A 26428-nucleotide genomic window follows, 5' to 3' on the forward strand; every position below is an offset into this window, starting at 1 on the left:
GGTAAGTAACCCTTGTGGCGATGTATTCAAATCTTACATACTGCATCTTACTATTCTCCCACCGCAACCGGATTCCCCGCATTAGAATTCCAATTACTCCAGCCCCTTTTGCCCGATGGATTACCGATTGGCTGGACCACCGCATACATGAAGGACGTATCGTACACGCAGGATGAAATCGGGCAACTGATTGGTCTGCGGCGCGAGACCGTCAATCGATTACTACGCGCATAAGCGGCAAGCACGCAATAATCAACAAACCATGTATAGTCACAAAACATTCTTGAATTGTGTGTGTACAATCACAGGCTTAACACCGATTAAGCTTTAAGCTTAATTCGAGGAGTTAATCTTTTTAAGGGGGACTGTATATGAATACAACGACACATCATACACTTGTTGCAGACATTGTCACTGCGATTCCACAAACAGCGGATTTATTTCGAAAGCTGCGAATTGATTATTGCTGCGGTGGTAAAATCAGCTTGGAAGATGCCGCCAAAGCGCTGAATTTAGACCCGAAGCAAGTTCTGGCTGAGGTATTGCAGATCGAACAACACCACGCTGCTCATGCATCAAGCAAGCCCCAATCACTAGATGAAGCCACGCTTGTTGAGCATATTCAGAAGAAACACCACGCTTTTTTACGAGATGAGCTGCCACAGTTGACGCCCTATATAACGAAAGTTGCACGTGTTCATGGAGAACATCATCCGCACTTGCTGCGTGTACAAAAATTATTTACTGCCTTGAAGAAGGAATTGCTCGATCATACATTGGAGGAAGATCAAGTTGTATTCCCATTGCTGCTTCAATATACAAGCAATCCTGTAGAAGAAACGAGAGAGCAGCTCATGCCCTATCTGCTTAATTTGGAAGAAGAGCATGATAGTGCAGGTAATTTACTAAAAGAATTGCGTACAATTACACACGACTATGAGCCGCCTGCTGATGCCTGTGGCACATACCGACTTGTATTTCAACGCTTATCTTTGCTTGAGCAGGATACGTTTGAACATATCCATCTCGAAAATCACGTATTGTTCGATCAAGTTCGATCTACTTTACCAGTTTGAAATCTGATATTCTAATAAAATCCGAAAGTAGAAGCCTGTATTCAGGTCTCTAACTTTCGGGTTTCGTTTAAGTTACACTATTTCAACAAATTCATTTATCTGCCGAAGTACTGACAAAACTCCAGATTCATATACTATGTGCCTGTTGAGGTTACCTATATCCCAATGCCTCCTCGTGCTAAAAAAGCAGTAGAGAAAGCAGAGTTCGATGATCTGAGGCGCAACTTTTAAACTGGGCCTGTACTTTCCTGTTGCTCAAGGAGTCTCAGGGAGGTCTCACGCCGGGGCCGGCAACCCCTTTCCGACAAACGGAAAGATATCCTCCTTACGGCGAGCTAACTGGGTAAGGTATTGAGTGCTAAAAAAAATCCCCCATTTGGGGGATAAGAGGTTCATTTACTTGCTCTTCTGTTCCATCATTTCCAGCAAAACCGTTACTGCTTCTGCTCTTGTTGCATGATCATCAGGAGCAAATTTGTTCATGTCTTTACCCGTAATAATGCCCAGCTTCTTCATGGCTGCCACTGCGCTTTTCGCCCACTTCGGAATGGCCTTATCGTCCGCGAAGCCCGTTGCGGCAGCCTCTTCGATCGGCTGACCCAGAGCGCTCGCGATCATCACTGCCATCTCCGAACGTGTAATTCCGGCATCCGGACGGAAGGTACCGTCCACATAGCCCTTAATAATACCTGCTTGAACCGCTTGCGCCACCGCTTTCTGCGCCCAAGCTCCGATCCCCGCTGTATCGGTGAAGGTTAGCTCCGCCCCTTCGCCTTGCGGCTTCAACGTACTCATCAGCATAACTGCAAACTCCGCGCGAGTCACTGTATCATTAGGTTTGAACGTGCCGTCCGTATAACCGCTGACGATCCCTTTGCTAACCGCTTGCTTGATGTTTGCCTCCGCCCAGTGTCCGGAAATATCGCTAAAGCTCACCTCCGGCGCTTGACCTACAGCGAATACAGCAAATGTTCCAAAGTGATTGACCTCTATAATAATATGATTGCCATTTACAATACCGCCGACTTCTACCCATGACTTCTTCACTTCGTCATAGTAGAATACAGATGCCTTTTGGTAGCTCTTCAAGCTCGCAGCATCGAATAAGAAGGTCATCGTGGCCGGTTTATTGAAGTTCTCCGGAAAGTTTTTTGAAATCGTAAAGATCGGGCTCGCTAGAACCTCTTGATTCGTTAGAAGATTTTTGATGTCCACCAATTTCTCGATCGTTACTTTTAATTCTTTGTTTGCAGCATAGGCAGGAATCGTGATCGTGACCCCATCCCCTAAGCTAACCTCGCCTGATTTGCACATGGGAAGCGTTAGCTCACCATCCTTTGAGGTAACTTTGTCGTCGCATAGGGTCGAACCGCCGCCACTGTATGGTGCCTGATCACGTGTCACAGTAACGGTGTAGGTCTTCGTAGTCACTCCGTCCATTGCCGTGACGGTAACCGTAATCGGATTCTCTCCCACTTTCAAAGGTACACTGAACGAAGCTACATTGTTGTATACGACGCTAGTAACCGTACCGAATGCACCTGATACATCCACTGTCGCCATCGGATCTCCTAGCACCGGTGTGATCGACACTGCAGCAACGCTAGAAGCGACAGATGCCGTGTAAGATGTTGTTCCAGGTGTAAACGACGGGATGAGCTTTCCCGCTGTGAGCGTTAATTCAGCTATATGCGTGTTATTGTTCGGGCTAAATTTTCCAATTCTTCGCTCACCCGTTAAATGATAAAGATCTATTACATACATATTACCACTATTGTCCACCATAACTCCGAGAGGAAAAGTGATCTTCCATTGCGTAACGTAAGAACCGCTGGAATTAAACTTCTGTATTCGGTCGTTTTCATAATCCGCCACATACACGTTTCCGCTACTATCAACTTCTATTCCAAGAGGATCATCAAATTGTCCATCACCGCTGCCTTTACTTCCCCATTGCGTGACGTAAATACCTCTGGAATCAAACTTCTGTATTCGGTTGTTGTAAGAATCCGTCACATACATGTTTCCGATAGTGTCTAACGCTATTCCATAAGGGTTTTTGAATTCTCCATTACCGCTGCCTGCACTTCCCCATTTCATAACGTAAGTACCGTTGGAGTCAAACTTCTGTATTCGGTTGTTTTCATAATCCGCCACATACACGTTTCCGCCAGTATCTACTGCTATTCCTATAGGTTTCTGCAATTCTCCATCACCGCTTCCAGATACCCCCCATTGCGTAACGTACGTACCGCTGGAATTAAACTTCTGTATTCGGTCGTTTCCACTATCCGCCACATACACGTTTCCTCTAGTATCAACTGCTATTCCTGCAGGGATATTGAATTCTCCATTACCGCTGCCAGCCTTCCCCCTTTGCGCAACGTATGTACCACTGGAGTCAAACTTCTGTATTCGGTTGTTGTAAAGATCCGTCATGTACACGTTTCCTTTGCTATCTGTTGCAATAAATTGTGGAGTAATAACGGATTTTCCAAATGCCCCCCATTTCATGACGTAAGTACCGCTGGAATCAAACTTCTGTATACCGTGGTTTCCACTATCCGCCACATACACGTTTCCGCTAGAGTCTACTGCTATTCCTCGAGGGTCTTTAAATTCTCCATCACCGCTGCCAGATTTCCCCCATTTCGTAACGTACGTACCGCTGGAATCAAAATGTCACCTTCCACCACATACACGTTTCCGCTAGGATCAACTGCTATTCCTAGAAGAACATTGAATTCTCCATCACCACTGCCAGATTTCCCCCATTTCGTAACGTACGTACCGCTGGAATCAAACTTCTGTATACTGCTTTTGAAATAATCTGCCACATACACATTTCCGTTAGCATCAACTGCTATTCCTATAGGGTAAAAGAATTCTCCATCACCGCTGCTATATTTCCCCCATTTCCTATCGTAATTACCGCTGGAATCGAACTTCTGTATACGGAAGTTGAAAGTATCTGCCACATACACATTTCCGCTAGCATCAACTGCTATTCCTAAAGGGTAATTGAATTCTCCATCACCGCTACCTTTACTTCCCCATTGCGTGACGTAAGTACCGTTGGAATCAAACTTCTGTATGCGGTTGTTTGCACTATCCGTCACATACACGTTTTCGCTAGTGTCTACTGCTATTCCATGAGGGTCTTTAAATTCTCCATTACCCCTACCAGATTTCCCCCATTGTAAAAGGTAATTACCCTTGGAATCAAACTTCTGTATACGGTTGTTTCCACCATCCACCACATACACGTTTTCGCTAGGACCAACTGCTACAAGTTGGGGTTCATTGAATTCCCCTCCCACTATCGGCAATTTAAATCCCCCAGCCGTAGGGACTTCATGAATACCGTCTGAAGATACGGCTGCATAAGCTGTGGCTGAGAAATGAACTGAAATAGTACCCATTAACAACACGACAGCCATTAACCAATACAATCCTTTTGTACGCATGATTAACATCTTGCATCCTCCTAATCGTATGGATAAAATAAGAACTCAAGCTTGATATCCGAATGTAGTAAATCTGATTATGAAAAAAATAGAAATTCTCTCCTTTTTTTCAATGTTTACATCATCACCTTCAAATGTACCATCTTACATTCGCGCATTCTATTATCCGAACGTAGCAACATAGTCGAATTCGGGTATACTTCCGTTCTACTCACGGACCCTCAGACGTCGTACAGGCCGTTTTGATAAACGATCTAGAGACCGGTCGTATTTATGCAAAGCGTTTTTCGTGAAAATAAAAAATCCAACAATCAGGCATTTTACGGCCCTGATTGTTGGATTTCGTATTAGATAAAGTCGAAATCGAGAGTTCCTCGAATATCGATCCTATACTAGATTTGGAACAAGTGTTGACTCCAAATATAAAAAAATACATCACCAAGGCATATAGCCCACATGGCGATGTATTCAAATTTCACACACTGATTCATAACTCTTACTCTTACCCATCGTCAATTACTGCCGTTTACCTTAAAGCGATATCGCCTCTGCGGATATCGATCGTCTCGCGCATAAACGTTCGGATTATCTCAATCGCTCTTCCTTCCGAATCCCGGGCTGATGCAAATAGATCAATAAGCTGAATGGTTGTTTCGGACTTCAGCCCCTTACGCCCGTCAATCGAATCCGTCAGCCGTTTCGCTTCGCTAAACGCCTTCTCCACCGACGTATATTGTTGGGCCGCCATTCCTATTCCATGCCAATACGTCCCCAGCTCTGCGACATATAATCGAATGTCCCGCTTGGCAGCAGCATAGCTTCGGATTACGGTACGCAATCCCTCATGGTTGTATTTCCCGCTCTGCAACGCCGTTATTATTGCATCATATGCTGTCCTACCGCAGGCATAATCCTCCTCAGGCAGCATAGGATCATGTGTTTCCCACTTATAAACGGCTTGCATGAGTGACTCCCGGCAAATTTCCAAATGATCGAGCAAGATTCGATCCTCAAATACTTGATAATACCAATAAGGTGAAGCGTTACTGCCAAAAGATTCGTAGGACAGCAGCTCATACTCGTCTGCTTCGCCATTCGATATCAACAACGCTTCTCGTTCATCATCGTAACCAACGGCAATGACAAACCGGTCCTTCCATATAATCGCGCCTGTGCCGTTATCGATCGAGCTTTTAATTTGCGATACAGCCTGTTCCTTATAAAGTGGGAAGGTCGCGTCAAAGGAGAAACCTGCATCCTGAGAAGCGGTTACGCCAATAAAATCTGCGGCAAGGAAGTTTTCCGCCATCCAGTTATATGCTGTATGCGACTCCGCTGTAAAATGTCGACTAACCGTAAATCGAAAAGCTGACGCTGTCATTCCAGCAAGCATCGACTTGGAGTAAGTCATCCATCCCTTATGGGCTAAAATAGCATGCATTGCGTCAATGTAGGATTCCGATTCAACAGACATGTTCAAATCCGCTATAACAACCGCCATATGTTCACCTCTTTATGCCTATAGATTACTTGGGCGTATGCGTCCCCCAACGAGGAACGATGGACCGTTTCCGGTCGGGATAAGCGCTTGATATGGCCCGAAAACATTCAACTGCTTGCTCTTCCAGCAATTGAGCCACTGACAGCATGCCTATCAATTCCTGGAGTTGGCTTCGGTTGACTTGCCGACCCCCGCTTATTTTAACGATACAGTTCTCCATGTCCGGAATGCTCTCCGCTAGTTGATTGTATCGATCAGATGCGTCGTCCAGTTCAGGCCAAATTCCTCGTGCCTCGCGCAAATATGCGCTAATTTCTTTGCGAGATTGGAAATAGGAGTCCAAAATATATACAGCCCCGCCCTCATCATAATCGCCCTTATCAAGCGCATAAATGAGAAAATCGTAAGCCAGCTTGCCGGAGGCTATATCCTTATTAGGCAATGTTTTAAAGGGAGTATCCCAATCGTAAATGGCTAGGCGAAGTGATTCAAGAAGCATCGTGTTGTATGGAATATCCACCTTTCCGCCGAACACCTGGCAATACCAGAACTCCGTGAAATTGAGGCCAAGATTATTATACAGCACAATTTGAGGTTCTTCCGACCATCCATTTTGAACAAAAAACACTTGATCCTCATCGTCATAACCATCAATCACACCAAACTCCGGTATCCAGTAAATCACGCCGATTCCCAGGTCCAGGCTGCTCTTCACCCATTTCACAGCCTCCTGCTGATAATGACTGAAGGTGGGATGTCTCGTTCGTCCGGCATCCATCACCGTAAATAGACCTAAATTATCAATGGCCGGTTTGTGTTCATCTACCCACTGACCATATGCCGTTACCGATAGCGGCAGCAGCTTCTCATGAACCGTAAATTTGAACGCCATCCCGGATAGGCCGGAAAGCCTGAACTTGGGGCCGTCAAACAAATGAGCTGCTGTCAATATGGCATGGAGACTGTCGATAAAGGATTTGGATTCCCGCTTCATCATCAGCCGTTCCAATCGCGTACCCGACATCATTCCATCCTCCTACCCTAATTTACTCTATGCGGTTCAAGCGATTCATCGCCTGCTCACATCTGCTTTGAAGCTTCCGCTTCAGCCATTGCGGGGAAATGAGCTCCTCCCACTCGGCAATGATCAAGTGCTGCAAGAAACTGTCCGCATCGAAAAAAGAAATCGTATAGACGAGCTGCTCCTGCGCTTGCACTCTGTAACCTCTCCAGTTGTCACTAATAAGAGGAGCAGACAATCTGACTTTGGCAAAATACGGCGCCAGCGGTGGTTTCTGTCCTTCGCTCCCCGCTGCCAGAGCCGGTTGATCCTGTTTGCAAGCGGGGCCAGCAATGGAAAGCTGGCGAATACCGTCCAATCTTAAGCTGATTGGCTGCTCTTCTTCATTCATGTATACCATTACATAATCAGCATGATATCGGGCTGTGAACCTGATCGGACTTGCAAGCAAATAACGTTCACCGTCCTGATCCTTATACAAGATCTGTACAGACAGGCTTTCCGATATCGCATGCGAGAGTAGTTCCATATATTGAATCACTTGCGGATTTACATTAAACATAGGCAGGCGGAGCTCAACCTCATTCTCCGTTTCTACCCCGCTATCGAAACGTCCCAGCAAATCGGCAACGCGATTAACCGATTCGGAATCATCATAATTGTAATGCCGATAACGAAATGCGAGGTATTTCAACACTCGCTTCTCCTCATCCGTCATATAAAGATAGGGCAGTACAAAAGCCTCATTTTCATAACAATAGCCTCTATGTTTGGCCACATATTTTAATGGTGCTCGGAGCGATATTTCCATATATTCAATATCGCGAGCCGCCTGCCGTTTTGAAATTTCAAACTCTGTCGCGAGAAGGCTGCTGTTCGGATATTTGCCTGCACGCACTTGCTGATCAAACCACCCAATACGATGCATATTACTCACACCAAACAGCTCCTTCCATTATCCATCTCTAACCATTAGAGCATTGAATAACTCCATCTGCAATAGTAGATGAACAGATTAAACGATTACGGAATCTACTCTCTCCTGAGACGCACCTGTGCACCTCTTGCATACTGAAATAGACTTTCCGTTCGAGTTCACCTGCGTATACAGCAATTTAATTCTCGTACTTGCACAAATCGGGCAAGTGCCTCTCCCGCGAGAAGGCAGCTTCCATAACACTCGGCCTCTATTTGTTTTCGGCATTTTATTTCGACCTCTTTTCTCTTAGATGGCTTTATTATAAAACAAGTGGTACGACATAAAATGTCGTACCACTTGTTTGGATTAGGGATTTTTTGAGCTGTCTTAATTTGGTACACAACCTGTATATGTACAAAAAAGGCCGGTACAATCACTCTCAAGAAGAGAGGCTACCGGCCTTCCTTGTTACGGGTATGCTTCTTGACCGTTACTTCTGTCATATATATTTGTACAAATCCCCTCTATTTTCGATAGATACGGACATACGTTCCATTTTCAAATAACGGATCTGATGTCCGATCAGACCTTTGGGACAGCCCCATCTTTTATAAAAATTTCGCCCTACTTATGCTATGGCTCACCTCAATTAATCTTTACACGCACCTTAAGCAACGTTCCTTATTACATATTGTAAACATTGTTGACTCTTTGTTGATCTTTCTTGCTAACATTCGATTGCGTTGACTTCAACCATTAAAATCCTTGGACAATGAAATTAGAACTCCATAGTTTCAATTTGCTTACAAGAGAGTACCTCGGTTCAAAGTATCCTGAAAATATATTTAGAGAGCGATTGTTGATTCCGTGTTGACTTCGAATATAAAAAATACACCGCCCAAGGTTTGTGTCCCAAATGGCGATGTATTCATATTTTACATACTGCTACACATCTTTCCTTTCTTACTCGTCCCCGGTTGCAACCGGATTCCCCGCCTCAGAACTCCAATCACTCCAGCTGCCCTCGTGTGTTATGACGTCGGATTATCATGACGCCTATGCTACAAGAGGGTGACAAAGGGGGAGTCATTATTGAGTGAACAAAAAATCGTGATTATTGGCGCAGGAATTGTCGGGGCGTCCGTGGCCTATCATCTGGCCAAACGAAATCAAGATGTAACTGTTATTGAACGACACCCCGCCGCGGCGCGTGAAGTCACGGAAAAATCGTTTTCCTGGATACATACGACGCATAGGGTGGCTCCCGAATACTGGCATTTGTACGATGCGGCTTGTGAGGAATATCATGCGCTTCAGCAAGATTTGTCCGAACTGCAAATTCATTGGCACGGAGCGCTGACTTGGGGCAATTCGCCCCTAAGAGAGCAACTCCGTTTTCAAAAATTAAACCGGGAGCAGCTTGAGGCATTGGAGCCGAATCTGAAGGAATATCCGGATGAAGCGATGTTTGTCAGCGAAGAAGGTGCGGTGGACCCGATAGGGGTAACGGAGCTGTTGCTCAGCAAAGCGCGGGAGTACGGATCAAAGGTTCAGTTCGGTACCAACGTTACACAGCTGCAGCAAGAAGATTCCTGCCTGGTCGGCGTCCACACGTCCAAGGGTTTTCTGGAGTCGGATCTCGTGGTATTGGCCGCAGGTACAGGCATACCCGAACTTTGTAACCCGTTAGGTTGTCCCGTGCCGGTAACGCCGTCGCCTTCCATTCTGATTCGGATGAAAACTGCGAATAAGCTGATACGCACATTAATCTCAAATGCGCAATTTGAAGCGCGTCAACTGACGGATCAAACGCTGCTGGCTGCGGAAGATTATATCGACGAGTCGGAAAAAAACGGGCCAAAGTCGGTCGGCAAGCGAGCGTTCGAGACGTTGCGTCGCAGTCTGAAGGGCGGGAATCAATTGGAACTGGAAAGCATCCAGGTCGGGATGAGACCAATGCCTGAAGACGGCTATCCGATCGTGGGCTTCCATGATCACATAAAGGGACTTTATCTGACAGTGATGCATTCTGCAATTACGCTGGCGCCGCTGATTGCGCGTCTGGCTGCAAGTGAAATAATCGATCGGGAAGCAAGAAGTGAATTAGACCCTTGTCGACTCTCCCGATTTAAGGACCACTTAAGGGATGATCCCGTTGTTTCTCGCGCGTGAGGTTGTGAATCAAGTGGAATCGCATGCACGTACAAATTGACTTCGACACTCCTCGGCACAAAGCAAAAAAGGAGTACATCGTCACATAAGCGTGACGTACTCCGTGTCACAACCTGTATAACTGCTTACGCCTTCTCCTCATCCCCGACCGCAACCGGATTCTCCTCATAGCTAATCCAATCGCTCCACCTTCTTATCCCCCACGAATCCCTATGCTCGTATAGTTCCAACGCAAAAAAAATGGGGGTTCCGATCAGCGCGGCGGGAGTGCCTCCGAGGATGTGCCAGCGCCCATGTGCAACGACCTCCCTTGGCTACGCTAGGGAGCGATTCAAGAGCAAGAAGCCCGTGGACGACGCGGCTGGCGCAACAGTATGGTTTGAGCCAAGGCGAGGTATACCCCTGTGGCTGGGGCAAGCCGAATGGATCGCCAACAAAAGGCCAAGTGAAGCAGGGTAGCACCCCAAAGGGTGGATGGGCTGAAACACAGTTGTTTGCAGCTTGTTGGCGGTTGTTTACAAGACATCAAAACTAAACTAATCTTTATTCGTTAGCGCAACAAAATACATCATTTTGTTACTCGGCGATCGCGCCGCAAATTCCGCCGTTATAAGGTTTTCTGCAGAAGAGTGATTCTGTGCAAGGCTGTCATCCTGGCTCAATGGCCTAGCCTCGCTCGGCGACGATCTGCTCGCACACTATAACCTGTTCCCGGAAACAACAAAGGCTGATCAACTGCGCGATGCTCCGCGTGACTTCGGATATGGAGGCCTCGACTGGTACTTGTCCCAGCGGCTCAAGAAGAAACGGCTAGGAGACCGCCCCGCGCGGTGATCAGAGGCAGCGTCCGGAGTCCGATTTTGCTCAGGTAGAGAAGCATGGGCTCAAGATGGTTGACGATCGGGCCGGCGATTTCGAACTCATGCGCGTCCATCGACTGCCGCAGGCTCTTGATGAAGGAGAGCATTTCCGGTATCGGCAACCTGTCGGCCTCAGCCAGCGTATGGCCGGAAATTTGGATATCCAACATGCCCTTGCTCATCCCGGTTCCCAGGCACGCCGGACACTCCGAATGTTTGGAGAAAAACGAGATCATCCTCAGATTGCCTTTGCTGGTGGTGCGCGCGTCGATCATAGTTTGAAGGTCGGATACGCAGCCGCGGTAATAGTCCGTACGCAGCCTCTTGTTATGTACAAACGAAACGGGTTCTTTGTCGTACCCATACAGCAGGACAGAAATAAACCGCCGATCCTGCTCCTCGAGCGGCCTCAGATAATCGATTCCAAGCATCGCCGCCAGTTGCCTGATTCTAGGCACCGGTGCGCAGTCCGTTCCGGCCCATAAGAGGACTGCGCCGTTCTTGAGCGACAGTTCGGGGGCGATCATGCGGCCGGGGTCGATCTCGGCCGGCGCAACGGTACCGCCGCACTCGGCACAAGGGCCGTAAGAACCGGCGCTCCTCGTATCTGCAATGCTTCCGTAAAGCACGCCAAGGTACTCCGTCACGGTCATCATGACGCCGACAAGGGCGCCTGGACGTTTGGGGTTGAACGTTCTAACCGGGATATGCGTGTGATACATGGGTTAACGCTCCTTCAGTTGAATCCGATTTATGTTGCATAAATCTGGAATCCACACGGCCGCTCCGAATCCTTTTTTTTCACACCCGAGTTTATTCCTCGCTATGTTCATACATTCCTCTCCAGCGTAACCGCTGACAGCCCAAATTGATGCTGTAGCAGCAGGTGGCAGTAGAGTGACAACAAGAGAAGAACAATAATAAATAATCAATTCTCTTGAAGTTAAGCGCTCCGCTTTTGACCCTACCGGGGATTGTGGCTGACTCAACGTTCCGCCGCGTTCACTCCCCCGAACCTGCCTGTTAATTGTATCGATACCTCCAAGCCTTGGGATACCGGCAAGCCAATGAAGCGAAGTGTTCCCAAAAGCAGTCGTGCTCTTGCTCCGCACGAAAGGGTGCGCCGCGCCTGTTTGTGGATAGACGGAAGAAAAGCCCGCGTTGCCATTCAACAACAACCTGACCCGACTGCCCTGCTGTGGTTGACTCCAGGGTTCATGCAACTGCTTTCCCCGACAACTTGTTTGCAAGCTGTTTGCAGAACAACCCAAAAAGGGACGCAACAGCCTGCCCCTAGGCAACCTGTCACAGCCCCCAAACTCGCGTCCGACGCGGTCCCTCAGCTCTTATTCTTCACCCGTAGCAACCGGGTTACTAGAGTTAGAACTCCAATCGCTCCAACTGACAGATTCCCGAGACTAAGCCTGGCATCTTGATACTTAGACATCAAAAACTTAATCATTCCGAAGCAAGTCGTGTTACAATTCACAGAGCATAATAACAAAGGAGAACAAGAGGAATGAAAGAAACTGTAAACTGGAAAAATGGCGCTCGTGGGCATAAATTTATAGCTTCTTTTAGTGGGGGAAAAGATAGCGTCCTGGCTCTGTATAAATCTATGATGGTTGGAGAAGCGATCGGACTGATCGTCATGATGGAGGAAGAAGGGAAACGTTCCAGATCCCATGGAATGCCTCTGGAGCTTATCCACGCCCAAGCTGAATCTATCGGCTTGCCCCTTTATACTGCCGCTACAAGTTGGGACGACTATGAAAACAAATTTATGGTGCTTTTAAAACACGCAAAACGTCAAGGCGCAGAAGTGTTAGTCACAGGAGATTTGGATATGCCTATTGTTGACTGCTGGCATGACAATGTTACCCAAAATGCCGGCCTAAAGCTTGGCATGCCCCTATGGGAAATGGATCATCATGAAGCTGTCATAGAGTTTATTGATCTCGGTTTTAAATCGACTCTGGTCACTGTAAATCTATCGTTGGGGATGCGGGAAGAAGATTTAGGACGAACATTAACTTACGACTACATCAAGGAACTGCAAGCTCGTGGAATTGACCCGTGTGGAGAAGGCGGCGAGTTCCATACCACCGTAATCGATGGCCCCATCTTCAAGCATCCTATTTCTGTTCGCAAATGCAACATTGTTAAGAACGGGGATTATGCCTTTATGCCTTTGGAACTACTAGGCACTTGAAGAAGGTAACCTTGCAATCTAATAATTCCATCTAGAGATTAGTTTCCGAATATTGACCCGTGACAACACATGGCTGTGATAAGTCAGGTTAAGAAATTAATACGTATTATATATATTTTCACACTCTCCCGCGGTCGGTTCATAAAAACAGTGCTTCTTCCATCGTCCTGCGATCGGCTGATTATACCAAGTTGGCGGACATGGTCCGGGACTTTCGAACGATCCTGGGCGGAAATACCATAGGGAGAATTTAGCCGGCCAATTCCGTTCCCCATTCACAGACCGTTGTGCCAAACGGCGTTCCCTCTCTCTTGCGTTTTGATAATACAAACTATGTTGCAACGCTTCGAACGCATGCGGCTGGTTGATCATTTGGGGAATTGTCCGGATATCTTTAAAATCGGAGCAATTCCCTCTTATCCGGTTAATGCCCACATTTCCAACAAGGAGCATTCCCATCTCCCCTTCGGTCTCAGCCTCAGCTCTAAGCAACCTTGCCAACATTTTTATATCCTGTTCCCTGGCTTTTACGACTGCCATTGGCTCACCTCTTTAGATTTCTAGATACATCATATTGTAGGTGAAGCGGATGTGTTACTCGGGCAAAAACATCTTGGTTTGCCTCCTACTAACCTGCCTTAGCCCCAAACCCGCGTCCGTCGCGGCCTCTCGGCTTTTATTCTACTCCATCTGCTGGATTCCCTTCGAGAGTATTCTCGATATTTAGCACAGCCGACATGGCAAGACAAACTTTTTTACTTAATTTTTCGCCGTCACTTATGATATGGTTCAGCGCGATTAATCCTCAGCATTAATGTTGATTTTCCGTTGATTTGCCTCAAGTAATCTTCACTTGTTGATTCAAGGCGCATTTAAATCTCCTAGGGTCATTGAAATGTTGTTGCTGTACAAGAATTAGAAACAATCCAAAAGATCAAGATGTACATACTTTCTTTCAGTCAACTGTTGACTCTGCGTTGACTTTGGTACACAAAAAAACAGAGCACCGGCTTTCCTCTCGCCGTGCTCTGTATCGAACTTCACATACTGCTATTCAACTTCCGCCCTTACTCTTCCCCCACCGCAATCGGATTACCCTCATAGCTAATCCAATCACTCCAGCTGGATCTGAATTATAAGTGCCCTCCAGGACGAGGCACTAATTTAAAATGCGGATCATAGCAATTTGTTGCGGTACCAATAAAGGCAAACACAAATCGAGATAACATGTCGGAGTCACTAGCAAACACACTCATCCAAATTGAAAAATATCCTCTGCCTAAAGCAATTTCTACAATTAGTTCTCTTACTTCAATATAATCTCTTTTCATAAGCCTTTTCAATGACTCTTCGGCTATACCCCAAACAGTCCTTCTTTCTCTCCATCTTTGATCAGTAATATCACCATTTTTTATCGGATCATATGACGGTTCCTTATCCAACCCTACTAATTTAATAATCTTATTTGCACGAGACTGGTTTTCTGTGACTCCGAGCTATAAAAAATACAGTGCAACGGCATCCCTCTCACCGTGCTCTGCACTCACCTTCATATAACTATTCTTCAGCTTAAGCCTTCTCTTCGTCTCCCGTAGCAACCGGATTCTCCTTGCTGGAACTCCAATCACTCCAACTACCCGCATACAGCTTCACATTACGGAATCCCGCTTCTTCCAAAGCAAAAACATTCGGCGTAGCCGTCACGCCTGAGCCGCAATAGACGATGATTTCATCGTCTTGCGACAAGCCTGCGAAGCGCTCCGCTTGCTCCTCTGGAGATTTCCATGTACCGTCGGCGCGCTTGCCCTCATTCCAAAAGCGATTAATGGCGCCGGGAATATGTCCAGCAGCTGCATCCATCGTCTCGAGCTCGCCGCGGTAGCGAGAGGCATCACGTGAATCGATAATTACGGTGCCCGCCTTACCGATACGGTCCCGCACCTCTTCGCGACTTATTAAGAGTTCATCTCTAACAGCCAGCTCAAAAGTAACTCCTTCTACCAAAGCTGGGGTCTCCGTACTAGTCGGATGACCAGCAGCTACCCAGCCTGCAAACCCGCCTTCAAGCACATAAACCTCGCCATCGTGACCTAGCCATTTCAGCAGCCAGCGCAGACGGGATGCCATCGCACCGCCTTGATCATCATAGGCCACCACTGTTGTGTTCGTTCCAATCCCGAAACTCTCCAATACAGTCGCGAGCACTTTCGGCTCCGGCAAAGGATGACGGCCGCCCTCTCCATTCGGCCCTTTAGGTCCAGATAGGTCATGGCTCAAGCTCAAATAGTAAGCACCAGGTAGATGTGCTTCCGCATACGCCTTGCTTCCCGATTCAGGATCACCGAGCACATATCTCGCATCGACGATCACCATTTCATTCTTATCCAGATGCTCCAGCACCCAACTAGCCGTTTTATAATACGACATACCCTTCAGCTCCTCTGAACATTAATATGTATAAAACAATAAACCTCTATTAGCAATTGCTCACTCTTACTCATTCATGCATCTTACCAAAGTAACGCAGGGAAGTACTCACTCTGAATAATATCACACCCACGCATCCGTGGAATAACCTCTCTCCTCCCAATACCCAATATGCTCACCTTCAATCAGCTCAATGCGATTCAACCATTTCACTGATTTGTACGCGTACATCTTAGGTACGACGAGTCGAACAGGACCGCCAAGATCACTTGGTATCGGCTTGCCATCATGCATAACCGCCACCATAACATCGTCCAAATCTGCTTGTTCGAGGGTTAACGTATCGGTATACACGCCATCTCCGGAGTATAACTTAACAGTCTTCGCGTTAGACTTAACGCCTGCTTTCTTAAGCAATTCCTTAAGCGGAATGCCCTCCCACGTATTTTTGTAGACGGACCAGCCTGTTACGCAGTGAAAATCACTGACTTGAACCGTGCGCTGCATGGCAACAAATTGCTTCCAATCCCACTTGAATGTTTGCTCTACTAGTCCGTCTATCGTAAAGGACCAGTTATCATTGTTAAACTCTGGTATCGGGGTTACCGTATAGATACGGAATTGCCCCTGAGCGCCCCCGCCCATTGGCGGTGCAGATGCAGGCAATGGCTGTGGTGCCGGGACAAGCATATTGGCATCCTTTTCGATTAGCTTGTCAATCGTTTGGCTTCCGCCAATCCCCCCAAGAGAATTACCGAGCCATTTCAGAAAAGAAGGTCCTAAAGTAATCGCGAGTCCCGCTCCAATCGCTCCGCGTATGAAGGCTTTCCGTGTATACACGGCCTGCGGCGATCCGGCTGGATGAATGTCGTCCGTTTCACGATCATTTTTGATTGTGCGACGATTCGGTTCCTTCAGCCATTTTACTCGAGTAATGGAGTGATAAATAATATAAGGTAAACCGACCCATGTGAGCAAATCATGCACGACTAAGGCGACGTTTGACACACGTGGACCAACAGCTCTGAATTGCCACAGCAGCACACCGGATGCAAACCAGCCTACCAGCAAAACAAGAACAACCAGCACATTAAATCGCTGCCAAGGTTTTGCCTTCAGCTGCTTCCAATGCTTTCCTGCGAGCGCCAAGTAATAGACAACTGGTAAAATAGAGACAATACCGACCGCAGTATGCAGCCACTTCACCCATACCCGTCCTTCACCTAAAAAGCCACGCCAAAACCCTCCAACAAGTATAAGTCCGGTCAATGCCAAAATAACGACCAACCAGCCATTCCACGAATGCAGCGAGACTAGCTTCTTCCCATAACCTTTACGCAGCCGATCCAACATTTTGCTCACATGGGTCCCTCCTGCTTATTCCGCTTCAACTATCTACTCTCATTATACCGCTAAAATAAGCCCATATAGTATAGAAGAAATACGCCATAGGCATCTTTGTTCGCACACTAAGAAGAAACGACTTCGTCGTCCTTGTCTAAGGACGATCGGTTTATCGTAAAAATATAGGCATGAGTATAAGTGCGAAACTTATACTTTCCTATATTTCAAGCGTAAACGGCTATCGCCGTCCTCTTCGGCAAAAGCATTCGTTTCACGGTGATATATGAGCACATTTATAAGTGAAAACTTATAAATTCTTATATATTAAAAGAAGTCCGTTCATTAGCTGAACGAACTTCACCTATTTCATTTCAATTATTTCTCCCAACGCGTCAAAACAATCGGTCCGTTCTTCGTAATCGCTACCGTATGTTCAAACTGTGCCGCCCAAGCTCCATCTCTCGTACGTGCGGTCCAGCCGTCATTCGCAATGTATACGTCCGCTCTCCCTGCTGTGAGAATCGGCTCTATCGTTATTACCATGCCCTCTTCAAGCTGAATTCCCTGACCCGGGATGCCCCTATGGAAAACCTCAGGAAATTCATGCATGCTTCTGCCAATACCATGCCCGACAAAAGCAGCTACCACTTCAAAGCCTGCTCGTTCCGCACTAGATTGTACCGCGTAGCCGATATCTCCAATCCTGTTTCCTATAACAGCCTGCTTAATGCCAGCCTGCAGCGATTGCTTTGCCGCTTCCAACAGCTTTTCAGTTGAAGCAGTCGACTTGCCGATTGCATAGGTCCACGCCGAATCCGCTTTCCAGCCATCCAAATCAGCCACCATGTCGATGGTGACGATATCGCCCGCCTCTAATGGCTCCGAACCAGGGAATCCATGACAAACGACCTCATTAACGGAGGCACAAGTCGCGAACGGATACCCCTTATATCCTTTCTGAGCAGGAGTAGCTCCTCGATCAAGCATAAACCGCTCTACAAAACGATCAATTTCCTGCGTTGTAACGCCTGGCGCGATGCGCTTGGAAAGTGCCTGGTGGCAGGCCGCGACTATCCGCCCTGCTTTTCTAATACCACGAATGTTTTCTTTCGTTTTTAAAACCACTGCCATCTCTAAACCTCCTTGTGGTTAATTAGGCAAAGTCCAGCTGCATCGAGAGCTTCGCATTTGTCTATAGTTACCTTTATTCAAGGATCTGTTGCCTCATGACCATTCATTTATAATAGCTTCAGAGTAATGTGGCCAGTCTATTTTCAAAGTTAAAAGCAGCTAAAATGTTAGGCTCTACAAACATGAAAAACCGTGATGAACATCAGTCCGCCACGGTCAAATTATACTTTTTATTATTGCTTTTTGCTTAGCGATACAGTTGCTGTTAACGTTTTGTCGTAATTAACCACTCGCCGCAGTACGAAACCCGAAAAGCGTGTATACTTTCTTCATCCCTCACCTTTCCGCGTACCCATACAACTCCCTCCTGCACCCACTCGAGGTCAGTGAGATCTATAAGCTCCAAAATCAAGCTTACAGCTCAAAACTAGCCACCTTCAGAGGCCATAAGCTCGGAAACCGTGCTTACGGACTCCTTTTTCAGGCATATCCTCTCGTCCAGCTAGCTGTAAGCCCGAAAATCGAGCTTATAGCCCAAAACTAACCGCACACAGGCAGCCGTAAGCTCGAAAAACGTGCTTAAACCTCAGATATGTCGCAAATCCAGCCCAGCCCACTCCTACCCTCTCCCCTACGTGTAAGGACAAAGGAGTCTCCTCTAGGCTCGCTCCTGCTGCAGCCCAAAAAAACAAAAAAGCTTTGCCGCCTGTATAAATACAGGAGACAAAGCCTATTATCCATGTTGTGATTAACTGACCGAGGAGTTAATTCTGCCTAGTTCATTTTCCACCAATGTCGTCAATTCATCCTCGTAGCCACCGGTAATCCGATACTTTCGAATATATTCCTTAACAAATTTACGCGGGTCCTTGGGTTGAAAAATCCTCGTGAGTTCCTTCAGGCTTTCCTTGACTTCATTCTGGCTATGTTTCGCCATGAAATCTCCTCCCCTATACGTTGGATGGTCGTCCTAAACAGCAATGTACGATACCGCATGCGGTGTTACACCGCAAGACCCCCCACACGGTGCAGGTAACTCCATGGTCAAAGTGTCACAATGTTTTAATTTTTCTTACTATTATAACATTCTGGGAGAAATTATGAAAGTAAACAAATTCTAATCCTTTGATGCGGCATGCTCGGTAACCGCTTCCACAGAAGGCCCTTCTTCCTTCGTTTTTACTGTGTTTATCCCTTTTGGAGGCGATACATCAGCTCCTGACTGAGACGCTGCAGAGAGTCTGTCTTTACGAAACATTCTTAAATATGCAAAAACACCAATGACGGCAACTATAATTCCAAAAGCCAAAACAAGCGTTGTTACCCAGCCCGGGACCATGTCCTCGCCTCCCTTCTCTACTTCTATTATCGGAATATTTATGCTTCATATTTAATCATTTCACTAAACAGACAAAATTCCATATATTAGGTATTATTATAACCATTTTGACAGGTGCAAGCAACAGGGCACAATCCCCATCTATAGGAGTCGATAAGACCCACTTCCCCAAGCGAGTAAGTTCCCTCCTTCATCTTTTACTTCTGCTTGAAGCGTAATCGTTCGCTCTGTACGGTGCACCAGCTCTGCTTCACATAACAGCAGTCCGCCCTTGCTGCTAGCGAGAAAATGGGTGGTCATATTTGCAGTAACGGCCTTCTCATTAGACGAGGCTAGCATAACCACTAGACCCATCGCATTATCGATCAACGACATGAGTACGCCACCGTGAACGATGCCGAGTAAATTAAGATGCGGCTTCATCGCGTCTAAGCAAATTGTTGCTTTTCGAGCGTCGGCTTGCACAACCTCACAACCAAGCAATCCCCAAAATGTCTCCTGCGCGCGCTCTGCAAGCCTAGTCAAATGGCCCGCTTGATCCGCCTGTTGAACAAACCAGTCCTCATCCATGTCACTCACCGTCCTTTGTCACCAGCTGTTTTTTCCGCCGCAGCATCTTCTTCATATAGCTTGCGACGAAGCACCTTGCCGATCATCGTCTTTGGAAGCGTTTCCCTAAAGGTGTAATGATGCGGTACTTTATAAGAAGCAAGACGTTCCCTGCACCATACATCAAGCTGCTCCCGCGAAACCTGCCAGCCCTCCTTCAGTACGATAAAAGCTTTCACCGTCTCGCCCCGATAATTGTCCTTCACGCCGATAACCGCAGCTTCCCTTATAGCAGGATGCTCAAACAGCACCTCCTCAACCTCACGCGGGTAAATATTAAAGCCGCCTGCTATAATAACATCCTTCATCCGATCCATAATTGTAAAAAAGCCATCCTCATCCATCGTCGCAAGATCGCCCGTATACAGCCATCCGTCACGCAGAACCTGTGCGGTTTCCTCCGGTTTATTCCAATACCCCTTCATAACCTGAGGTCCTCGAACAATTAACTCCCCTAGCTCGCCGACCGGCAGCCTCTTCCCTGTGGCAGGGTCAATGATTTGTACCTCGGTGTCTGGAAACGGTACGCCTACCGTACCTATTTTACGAAGCCCCCACACGGGATTGGCATGAGTTACTGGAGAAGCTTCACTTAAGCCATAGCCCTCAATGAGTCTTCCTCCCGTCAGAGACTCGAATTGCTCTTGCACCTCAAGCGGCAGAGCAGCAGAACCGCTAACACATATATTGATCGAAGACAGATCTGATTTGTCCACATTGTTGTGATTAATAAGTGCCACGTACATAGTAGGCGCCCCTGGAAAAATCGTAGGGTGCAGCTTACTGATCGTTTTCAGCACAACCTCCGTCTCAAAGCGCGGCAATAAGATAAGCATGCCTGCCCGCAGCACGGACATATTCATTAATACCGTTAATCCAAAAACATGAAACAACGGTAATGCAGCAAGAAATCGCTCCTTGCCGTCTACCGCCTTGTAACACCATGCCGATATTTGCATCGTATTCGCAACCAGATTGCGATGCGTTAGCATCACGCCCTTTGGCGTGCCAGTCGTACCGCCAGTATATTGCAACACAGCCAGCTCATGGCCTTCCGCCAGTTCTGGCAGCTCGATCGATTGTGATTTTGCAGCCAGTAATTTTTTATAAGAGATAATCCCAAGACGTCCATAAGGGATCGTGGAACGAAAGCCTTCTTTGCGCTGTTTGATCGGGTAAAGCAAGTTTTTAGGGAATGGAAGCCCATCCTTGATGGAAGTAACAACGATATGCTGCAGCAAAGGTAGCGGACCCGTCGCAGGCTGCTCCCCGCGCACGCGTGACAGGCGGTCATAAAGCAAATCTACCGTTATTATACCCACAGCTCCACTATCTAACAGCTGATGCTGAAGTTCCCGCTCCACATACAATGGATTCGTCTGAACAACAACACCACCCGCAAGCAATATGCCGTAATAGGCGACAACCGCCTGCGGACAGTTCGGCAGCATGATCGCCACCCGATCCCCTTTCGCTATGCCGAGTGAGATAAGACCGCTTGCCAGCCTTACTGCATCTGTGTGCAGCTCGCGGTAGGTCATTGTTTTGCCCAAAAAATGAATCGCTGTATGGTTAGGAAATTTATTTACAGCGTTTAATAAAAATTGAACAATACTCTCGTTCGGATAGACCAGTGAAGCGGCAATCTCCTTCGGATAGTGACGCAGCCAAGGGCGCGGCAGTTCTACATCTTCAAGCGTCGGTGTTGGTTGCGCCGATTCGATATCGGACTGCAATTCGGCAGATGAATCAAGTGTCGATTCTTCAGTTGTCTGCTCTGCTGATATCTCGTTCGTCGGCTCTTCAGCAGGCTGTTCAGCTAATGCCTCGCTCGTCATTTCTTCAGCAAGCTGCCCTGCTGATGCCTCGCTTGTCGGTTCTTCAACAGACTGCTCTGCTGATGCATCGTTGGTCGGTTCTTCAGTAGGCTGCTCAGCAGACGAATCAGTCGCTGCTTCTTCAGCTAACTGCTGTTCGGGCAAATGCGGGTCCTGCGGTCTGAGCGAATCCATTCATGCTCTCCCCCTTCACACGACATAATGCTCACTTCGAATAACTTTTGCAGCAATGGTACGCTTCAACGCTACCGTATCAGAAAGCGGAGCACGCATGAGCTTCTTAAGGATGGACAGCTGCATTTGCAGCCCGTCGCCTTGTTCAAGCGCAGCTAGAGCAAGCTTTGCCAGTGATTCGATTCTGTCCATGGACTCCTGCACGAATACAGTCGTCATAGCAATCGCATGATCCGTTTTCTCGGAGGCGGACTCTCTGCTTGCATTGACTATTTTTTGCGTACGGAGCCATACACTCTCCATTGCAAAAACCTCAATCATTAAATCAGCAAGGGAGCACAGCACCTCTTGCTCTTGTTCCAGCCGCAGCCCAAGCTTTTGTACCGCTAGCCCGCCGATCGCTAGAAAGGTTTTTTTCGCTTGAGCAATACGGTACGCTTCCTTGCTAAGCGGCTTATCGAAAGCCGGAATCGGCATCGGCTGAATGAGCTCGCTTTGGAGGGCGCGTACTTGACGGAGCAGCGGCAGCTCGCCTTTGAGTGCTTTTTTCATCAAGGTGCCTGGTATGAGCATGCGATTGATTTCATTCGTCCCTTCAAAAATCCGATTAATTCGCGAATCACGATAAATCCGCTCCACCTTATATTCCCGAATATAACCATACCCTCCGTGAATTTGAACGCCCTCATCCGCGACAAAATCAAGCGCTTCTGAAGCAAATACCTTCAATATCGAGCACTCTATCGCATACTCACCAATCGCCTTCGCAATCTGCATACCGCCGTCTACTGTCTCACCTGCTATTTCTGTGGATTGCAGCGTATTATCGATAAAACCAGCGATCCGATACACCATACTCTCAAGTACATAGGTTCGAATATTCATGTCAGCCAACTTAGCGCCGATAAGTGGATAGGACGAGATGGCACGGCCGAACTGCTTGCGCGTATTCGCGTAGGATGAAGCAAGCCCAATCGTTTCCTTCGACGAGCCGAGACAGGCCGCACCTAGCTTAAATCGACCGATATTCAAAATATTAAAAGCGATATGATGCCCTTTTCCAATTTCCCCGAGCAGATTTTCAACCGGAACCTCCACATCCTCAAAATAGATCGGGCATGTCGATGAGCCCTTGATGCCCATCTTATGCTCCTCCAGACCGACACTGAACCCTTTCATTCCCCGTTCTACAATAAACGCCGTAAAATATTCACCATCAACCTTCGCATAAACAATGAACAAGTCAGCAAATCCAGCGTTCGTAATGTACAGCTTAGAGCCGTTCAATACATAATGCTTGCCGCTCGGCGACAGCCTTGCTGTAGTCTTAGCTCCAAGCGCGTCTGAGCCTGAACCCGGTTCGGTTAAGCAATAAGCCGCTATCAGCTTCCCCGCAGCTAAATCCGGCAAATACTTAGCCTTTTGCGCAGCTGTGCCAAAAAATACAATCGGAAGAGTTCCGATACCCGTATGAGCGCCTATTGAAAGAGCAAAAGAGGATGCTCGCGACAAGTTCTCAGCAAGCAATGTTGTGCTCACCTTGTCTAGCCCAAGTCCGCCATACGCTTCGGGCACATCAGCTCCAAGCAGTCCCAATTCCCCTGCCTTGCGCATGAGCTCAACCGTCAAATCGTAATTAAGCGCCTCCAGTTCGCTATCATGCGGAAAAATTTCTGCCTCCAAAAATTGCTTGGCGGCTTCCGACATCATCTTTTGCTCCTCCGTAAAATCCTCTGGCGTCACGACCGAATCCGGCAAGCTATCCTCCAGAACAAAGCGTCCGCCAAAACTTTTTGTACCCGTCGTCATGCCACAGATCTCCCTTCAGTTAAGTCCATACACCTCGATAACACCGGCAGCTCCCATTCCGCCTCCAACACACATCGTTACAACACCAATACCTCCGCCTCGCCGGCCAAGCTCATGTATAAGAGAGACCGTAAGCTTCGTTCCTGTGCACCCAAGCGGGTGACCGAGTGCAATCGCACCTCCGTTCACATTCACAAGGTCGGGATTAATGCCCAGCTGCTCTATAATCGGAACGCATTGTGCCGCAAAAGCTTCGTTCAGCTCAAATAAATCAACCTGTTCCAACGTTATGCCTGCCTTCTTAAGCGCTTTGGGCACTGCTTCAATCGGGCCAATGCCCATTACCTCTGGGGCAACACCTGCCACGCTATAACCGCGGAAAGCAGCGAGAGGCTTTAATCCCAGCTCCGTTGCATGAGCGCGGCTCATCACAATAACAGCTGCTGCTCCATCACTCATTTTAGAAGTATTACCTGCTGTTACCGTACCTTCCCGAGCGAACGAAGGCTTCAGCGGAGCCAACGTTTGTACTGTCGTCTCTGGACGCACCCCCTCATCCCTGTCAAATTCGAATATTTTTTCCCACGGCCTACCTGCCTCATTTACCCCTGACCGGGTAACAGTCATCGGTACAATCTCCGCTTGGAATCTACCTTCCGCAATCGCTGCTGCCGCTTTTCGGTGACTCTCAGCAGCAAACGCATCCTGCGCCCCGCGCGTCACACCGTACCTGCGAGCAACCTCCTCCGCTGTGTGCCCCATACCCATATAAACCTCAGGCATAGAGTCAACAATTCCTGGGTGAGGGGACAGCTTAAAGCCCGTCATCGGCACATGACTCATGCTCTCTACTCCACCGGCCGCGATTATCTCCGCCTCTCCTAGTCGAATTCTCTCTGCCGCATAAGCAATGGCCTGCAGCCCTGACGCACAGAAACGGTTGACCGTAACAGCTGGCGTTGTAACTGGAAATCCTGCGTACAACGAGATGACACGCGCGACATTAAGCCCCTGCTCCCCTTCCGGCATGGCACAGCCGAGAATGACATCCTCAATTTGATCAGGTGATACGCCTGGCAATCTTTCCAGTGCGCCTTGCAGGACGGCGCGCCCCATATCCTCAGCTCTCGTTTCTGCCAAGCTCCCCTTCGATGCTTTGCCGACCGCTGTCCTTACCGCGGCTACGATTACGGCATCACGATCGTGATCGTTAAACGGTGATACAGCTGACATTGCTCTACCTCCTTTGAATGGTTTCGCCTCTCGGCCTTTTCCGAGGCGGCGGGTGTGGTGAGGTTGGCTAGTGTGGTGTGGTTGGCTGGTGTGGTGAGGTTGGCTAGTGTGGAGCCGATTTTGTCTTGTAGTGAGTGAAATCGTCCAATAGTGAGGCGAGCCTCACTAAATCTGAAGTGAGGCTCAGTAACCTCTATACTCATCTGATCCTATGATTAATTAGTGAAGTAAACCTCACTAGCCAAGAGGATATCCTCACGGGGAGTGAGGTTTCCCTCACTGTTCGGTCCGATATGGCTCAAACAAGCGATATTAGTGAGCTTAGCCTCACTAAATAGTGAGTTCTCCTCACTAAGTGGAGTGACGCTTGGTAGGCTGTTACTTCTTCCGCTGCATGTCACTCCTACCAACCCAATGTTACTCCCTCTGCTACAAGTCACTTCAACTAACTTTGAGCTACTTTTCTGCTGCATGTCACTCCAACCAACCCATTGTTACTCCCTCTGCTACAAGTCTCTTCAGCTAACTTTGAGCTACTTTTCTGCTACTTGTCATTACATGCAACTGCATTAGTGAGTTTAGCCTCTCTAGAAGTGTGGTTAGGCTCACTAATCTCTATGCGTCATCTGATCCTACGATTAATTAGTGAAGTAAACCTCACTAGCCAAGAGGATATCCTCACGGGGAGTGAGGTTTCCCTCACTGTTCGGTCCGATATGGCTCAAACAAGCGATATTAGTGAGCTTAGCCTCACTAAATAGTGAGTTCTCCTCACTAGGTGGAGTGAGGCTTGATAGGCTGTTACTTCTTCCGCTGCATGTCACTCCTACCAGCCCAATGTTACTCCCTCTGCTACAAGTCACTTCAACTAACTTCGAGCTACTCTTCTGCTGCATGTCACTCCAACCAACCACAAGTTACTCCCTCTCCTACAAGTCACTTCAGCTAGTTTCAAGCTACTCTTCTACTGTATGTCACTCCAGCCAACCATAAGTTGCTCCCTCTACTACGAGTCACTTCAACTAACTTCGAGCTACTTTTCTGCTGCTTGTCACTACATGCAACTGCATTAGTGAGTTCAGCCTCTCTAGAAGTGAGGTTAGGCTCACTAATCTCTATGCGTCATCTCTTCCTCTGATTAGTTAGTGAAGTGAATCTCACTAGCCAAGAGGATATCCTCACGGGGAGTGAGGTTTCCCTCACTGTTCGGTCCGAGTTGGCTCAAACAAGCGATATTAGTGAGCTTAGCCTCACTAAATAGTGAGTTCTCCTCACTAGGTGGAGTGACGCTTGATA

General features: G+C 47.6%; 22 protein-coding genes and 1 pseudogene. 5 read left to right on the top strand and 18 right to left on the bottom strand.

The annotated features are described in order from the left end of the window. Positions 1–132 precede the first annotated feature (132 nt). Positions 133–234, top strand: a pseudogene (locus AC0YN7_RS18085) (helix-turn-helix domain-containing protein); the annotation flags it as partial. Between the two features lie 137 nt (positions 235–371). Continuing rightward, a complete protein-coding gene (ric, locus tag AC0YN7_RS18090; protein ID WP_475811397.1) occupies positions 372–1076 on the top strand; it encodes an iron-sulfur cluster repair di-iron protein in 705 nt (234 codons plus the stop codon). 396 nt (positions 1077–1472) lie between these two features. Here the strand turns inward: ric and AC0YN7_RS18095 are convergent, their stop codons facing one another. The 5 genes from AC0YN7_RS18095 to AC0YN7_RS18115 all read right to left on the bottom strand — a co-directional run bounded on the left by AC0YN7_RS18095 (position 1473) and on the right by AC0YN7_RS18115 (position 7993). Then, positions 1473–3647 (bottom strand): S-layer homology domain-containing protein, encoded by a 2175-nt coding sequence (locus tag AC0YN7_RS18095; RefSeq protein ID WP_475811398.1) that lies wholly within the window; start codon positions 3645–3647, stop codon positions 1473–1475. A gap of 26 nt (positions 3648–3673) precedes the next feature. Further along, positions 3674–4552 carry a 6-bladed beta-propeller gene (locus AC0YN7_RS18100; protein ID WP_475811399.1) on the bottom strand — a complete coding sequence of 293 codons (879 nt, stop codon included), beginning with the start codon at positions 4550–4552 and terminating at the stop codon, positions 3674–3676. Between the two features lie 517 nt (positions 4553–5069). Beyond that, a complete protein-coding gene (locus tag AC0YN7_RS18105) occupies positions 5070–6044 on the bottom strand; it encodes a hypothetical protein (protein WP_475811400.1) in 975 nt (324 codons plus the stop codon). Between the two features lie 25 nt (positions 6045–6069). Beyond that, positions 6070–7071 (bottom strand): hypothetical protein, encoded by a 1002-nt coding sequence (locus AC0YN7_RS18110; protein WP_475811401.1) that lies wholly within the window; start codon positions 7069–7071, stop codon positions 6070–6072. 19 nt (positions 7072–7090) lie between these two features. Beyond that, complete coding sequence (locus AC0YN7_RS18115) at positions 7091–7993, bottom strand: helix-turn-helix transcriptional regulator (protein WP_475811450.1); 903 nt, start codon at positions 7991–7993, stop codon at positions 7091–7093. A gap of 1083 nt (positions 7994–9076) precedes the next feature. Here AC0YN7_RS18115 and AC0YN7_RS18120 point away from each other — a divergent pair. Together AC0YN7_RS18120 and AC0YN7_RS18125 are read left to right on the top strand one after the other, a co-directional pair. Next, a complete protein-coding gene (locus AC0YN7_RS18120) occupies positions 9077–10156 on the top strand; it encodes an NAD(P)/FAD-dependent oxidoreductase (protein ID WP_475811402.1) in 1080 nt (359 codons plus the stop codon). Between the two features lie 279 nt (positions 10157–10435). Then, positions 10436–10615: a hypothetical protein gene (locus AC0YN7_RS18125; protein ID WP_475811403.1), complete on the top strand. Its 180-nt coding sequence runs from the start codon at positions 10436–10438 to the stop codon at positions 10613–10615. A gap of 337 nt (positions 10616–10952) precedes the next feature. Here AC0YN7_RS18125 and AC0YN7_RS18130 read toward each other — a convergent pair whose 3' ends face one another. Further along, positions 10953–11738 carry a hypothetical protein gene (locus AC0YN7_RS18130; RefSeq protein WP_475811404.1) on the bottom strand — a complete coding sequence of 262 codons (786 nt, stop codon included), beginning with the start codon at positions 11736–11738 and terminating at the stop codon, positions 10953–10955. A gap of 3 nt (positions 11739–11741) precedes the next feature. After that, positions 11742–12239: a hypothetical protein gene (locus AC0YN7_RS18135; RefSeq protein WP_475811405.1), complete on the bottom strand. Its 498-nt coding sequence runs from the start codon at positions 12237–12239 to the stop codon at positions 11742–11744. A gap of 296 nt (positions 12240–12535) precedes the next feature. Here AC0YN7_RS18135 and AC0YN7_RS18140 point away from each other — a divergent pair, with 296 nt between their 5' ends. After that, a complete protein-coding gene (locus tag AC0YN7_RS18140) occupies positions 12536–13228 on the top strand; it encodes a Dph6-related ATP pyrophosphatase (protein ID WP_475811406.1) in 693 nt (230 codons plus the stop codon). A 96-nt stretch (positions 13229–13324) separates the two neighbouring features. Here AC0YN7_RS18140 and AC0YN7_RS18145 read toward each other — a convergent pair whose 3' ends face one another. From AC0YN7_RS18145 to AC0YN7_RS18195, 11 genes are all read right to left on the bottom strand, one after another. After that, positions 13325–13768, bottom strand: coding sequence for a cell wall hydrolase (locus AC0YN7_RS18145; RefSeq protein WP_475811407.1), 444 nt, complete (start codon positions 13766–13768; stop codon positions 13325–13327). Between the two features lie 593 nt (positions 13769–14361). Beyond that, positions 14362–14670 carry a hypothetical protein gene (locus AC0YN7_RS18150; RefSeq protein ID WP_475811408.1) on the bottom strand — a complete coding sequence of 103 codons (309 nt, stop codon included), beginning with the start codon at positions 14668–14670 and terminating at the stop codon, positions 14362–14364. A 127-nt stretch (positions 14671–14797) separates the two neighbouring features. Beyond that, positions 14798–15655 (bottom strand): sulfurtransferase, encoded by an 858-nt coding sequence (locus AC0YN7_RS18155; protein WP_475811409.1) that lies wholly within the window; start codon positions 15653–15655, stop codon positions 14798–14800. Between the two features lie 123 nt (positions 15656–15778). After that, positions 15779–17017 carry a molybdopterin-dependent oxidoreductase gene (locus tag AC0YN7_RS18160; protein ID WP_475811410.1) on the bottom strand — a complete coding sequence of 413 codons (1239 nt, stop codon included), beginning with the start codon at positions 17015–17017 and terminating at the stop codon, positions 15779–15781. A gap of 357 nt (positions 17018–17374) precedes the next feature. Then, entirely contained in the window at positions 17375–18130 is a 756-nt protein-coding gene (gene map / locus AC0YN7_RS18165) for a type I methionyl aminopeptidase (protein ID WP_475811411.1), read from the bottom strand. A gap of 748 nt (positions 18131–18878) precedes the next feature. Next, positions 18879–19067 (bottom strand): hypothetical protein, encoded by a 189-nt coding sequence (locus AC0YN7_RS18170; RefSeq protein WP_054026245.1) that lies wholly within the window; start codon positions 19065–19067, stop codon positions 18879–18881. A gap of 180 nt (positions 19068–19247) precedes the next feature. Beyond that, on the bottom strand, positions 19248–19469 hold the full coding sequence (locus AC0YN7_RS18175; protein WP_475811412.1) for a hypothetical protein: 222 nt from the start codon (positions 19467–19469) through the stop codon (positions 19248–19250). 141 nt (positions 19470–19610) lie between these two features. Beyond that, positions 19611–20039, bottom strand: coding sequence for a PaaI family thioesterase (locus AC0YN7_RS18180; protein ID WP_475811451.1), 429 nt, complete (start codon positions 20037–20039; stop codon positions 19611–19613). A 5-nt stretch (positions 20040–20044) separates the two neighbouring features. Continuing rightward, the gene (locus tag AC0YN7_RS18185; protein WP_475811413.1) at positions 20045–22090 is read right to left on the bottom strand and encodes a long-chain-fatty-acid--CoA ligase; all 2046 of its coding nucleotides are present in this window, start codon (positions 22088–22090) and stop codon (positions 20045–20047) included. Between the two features lie 15 nt (positions 22091–22105). After that, entirely contained in the window at positions 22106–23899 is a 1794-nt protein-coding gene (locus tag AC0YN7_RS18190) for an acyl-CoA dehydrogenase family protein (RefSeq protein WP_475811414.1), read from the bottom strand. Positions 23900–23914: 15 nt separating this feature from the next. After that, entirely contained in the window at positions 23915–25132 is a 1218-nt protein-coding gene (locus AC0YN7_RS18195; protein WP_475811415.1) for an acetyl-CoA C-acyltransferase, read from the bottom strand. Between the last annotated feature and the right edge of the window lie 1296 nt (positions 25133–26428).

The sequence above is a fragment of the Paenibacillus sp. J31R122 genome, assembly GCF_056269185.1.

Bases quoted from the DNA above. Each gene is read 5' to 3' on its own strand.
- AC0YN7_RS18105 (WP_475811400.1), bottom strand. From the start codon at position 6,044: ATGGCGGTTGTTATAGCGGATTTGAACATGTCTGTTGAATCGGAATCC.
- AC0YN7_RS18180 (WP_475811451.1), bottom strand. From the start codon at position 20,039: ATGGATGAGGACTGGTTTGTTCAACAGGCGGATCAAGCGGGCCATTTG.
- AC0YN7_RS18190 (WP_475811414.1), bottom strand. From the start codon at position 23,899: ATGACGACGGGTACAAAAAGTTTTGGCGGACGCTTTGTTCTGGAGGAT.
- AC0YN7_RS18175 (WP_475811412.1), bottom strand. From the start codon at position 19,469: ATGGTCCCGGGCTGGGTAACAACGCTTGTTTTGGCTTTTGGAATTATA.
- AC0YN7_RS18185 (WP_475811413.1), bottom strand. From the start codon at position 22,090: ATGGATTCGCTCAGACCGCAGGACCCGCATTTGCCCGAACAGCAGTTA.
- AC0YN7_RS18145 (WP_475811407.1), bottom strand. From the start codon at position 13,768: ATGGCAGTCGTAAAAGCCAGGGAACAGGATATAAAAATGTTGGCAAGG.
- AC0YN7_RS18195 (WP_475811415.1), bottom strand. From the start codon at position 25,132: ATGTCAGCTGTATCACCGTTTAACGATCACGATCGTGATGCCGTAATC.
- map (WP_475811411.1), bottom strand. From the start codon at position 18,130: ATGGCAGTGGTTTTAAAAACGAAAGAAAACATTCGTGGTATTAGAAAA.
- AC0YN7_RS18125 (WP_475811403.1), top strand. From the start codon at position 10,436: ATGTGCCAGCGCCCATGTGCAACGACCTCCCTTGGCTACGCTAGGGAG.
- AC0YN7_RS18100 (WP_475811399.1), bottom strand. From the start codon at position 4,552: ATGTTAATCATGCGTACAAAAGGATTGTATTGGTTAATGGCTGTCGTG.
- AC0YN7_RS18170 (WP_054026245.1), bottom strand. From the start codon at position 19,067: ATGGCGAAACATAGCCAGAATGAAGTCAAGGAAAGCCTGAAGGAACTC.
- AC0YN7_RS18130 (WP_475811404.1), bottom strand. From the start codon at position 11,738: ATGTATCACACGCATATCCCGGTTAGAACGTTCAACCCCAAACGTCCA.
- AC0YN7_RS18140 (WP_475811406.1), top strand. From the start codon at position 12,536: ATGAAAGAAACTGTAAACTGGAAAAATGGCGCTCGTGGGCATAAATTT.
- AC0YN7_RS18110 (WP_475811401.1), bottom strand. From the start codon at position 7,071: ATGATGTCGGGTACGCGATTGGAACGGCTGATGATGAAGCGGGAATCC.
- AC0YN7_RS18115 (WP_475811450.1), bottom strand. From the start codon at position 7,993: ATGCATCGTATTGGGTGGTTTGATCAGCAAGTGCGTGCAGGCAAATAT.
- ric (WP_475811397.1), top strand. From the start codon at position 372: ATGAATACAACGACACATCATACACTTGTTGCAGACATTGTCACTGCG.
- AC0YN7_RS18155 (WP_475811409.1), bottom strand. From the start codon at position 15,655: ATGTCGTATTATAAAACGGCTAGTTGGGTGCTGGAGCATCTGGATAAG.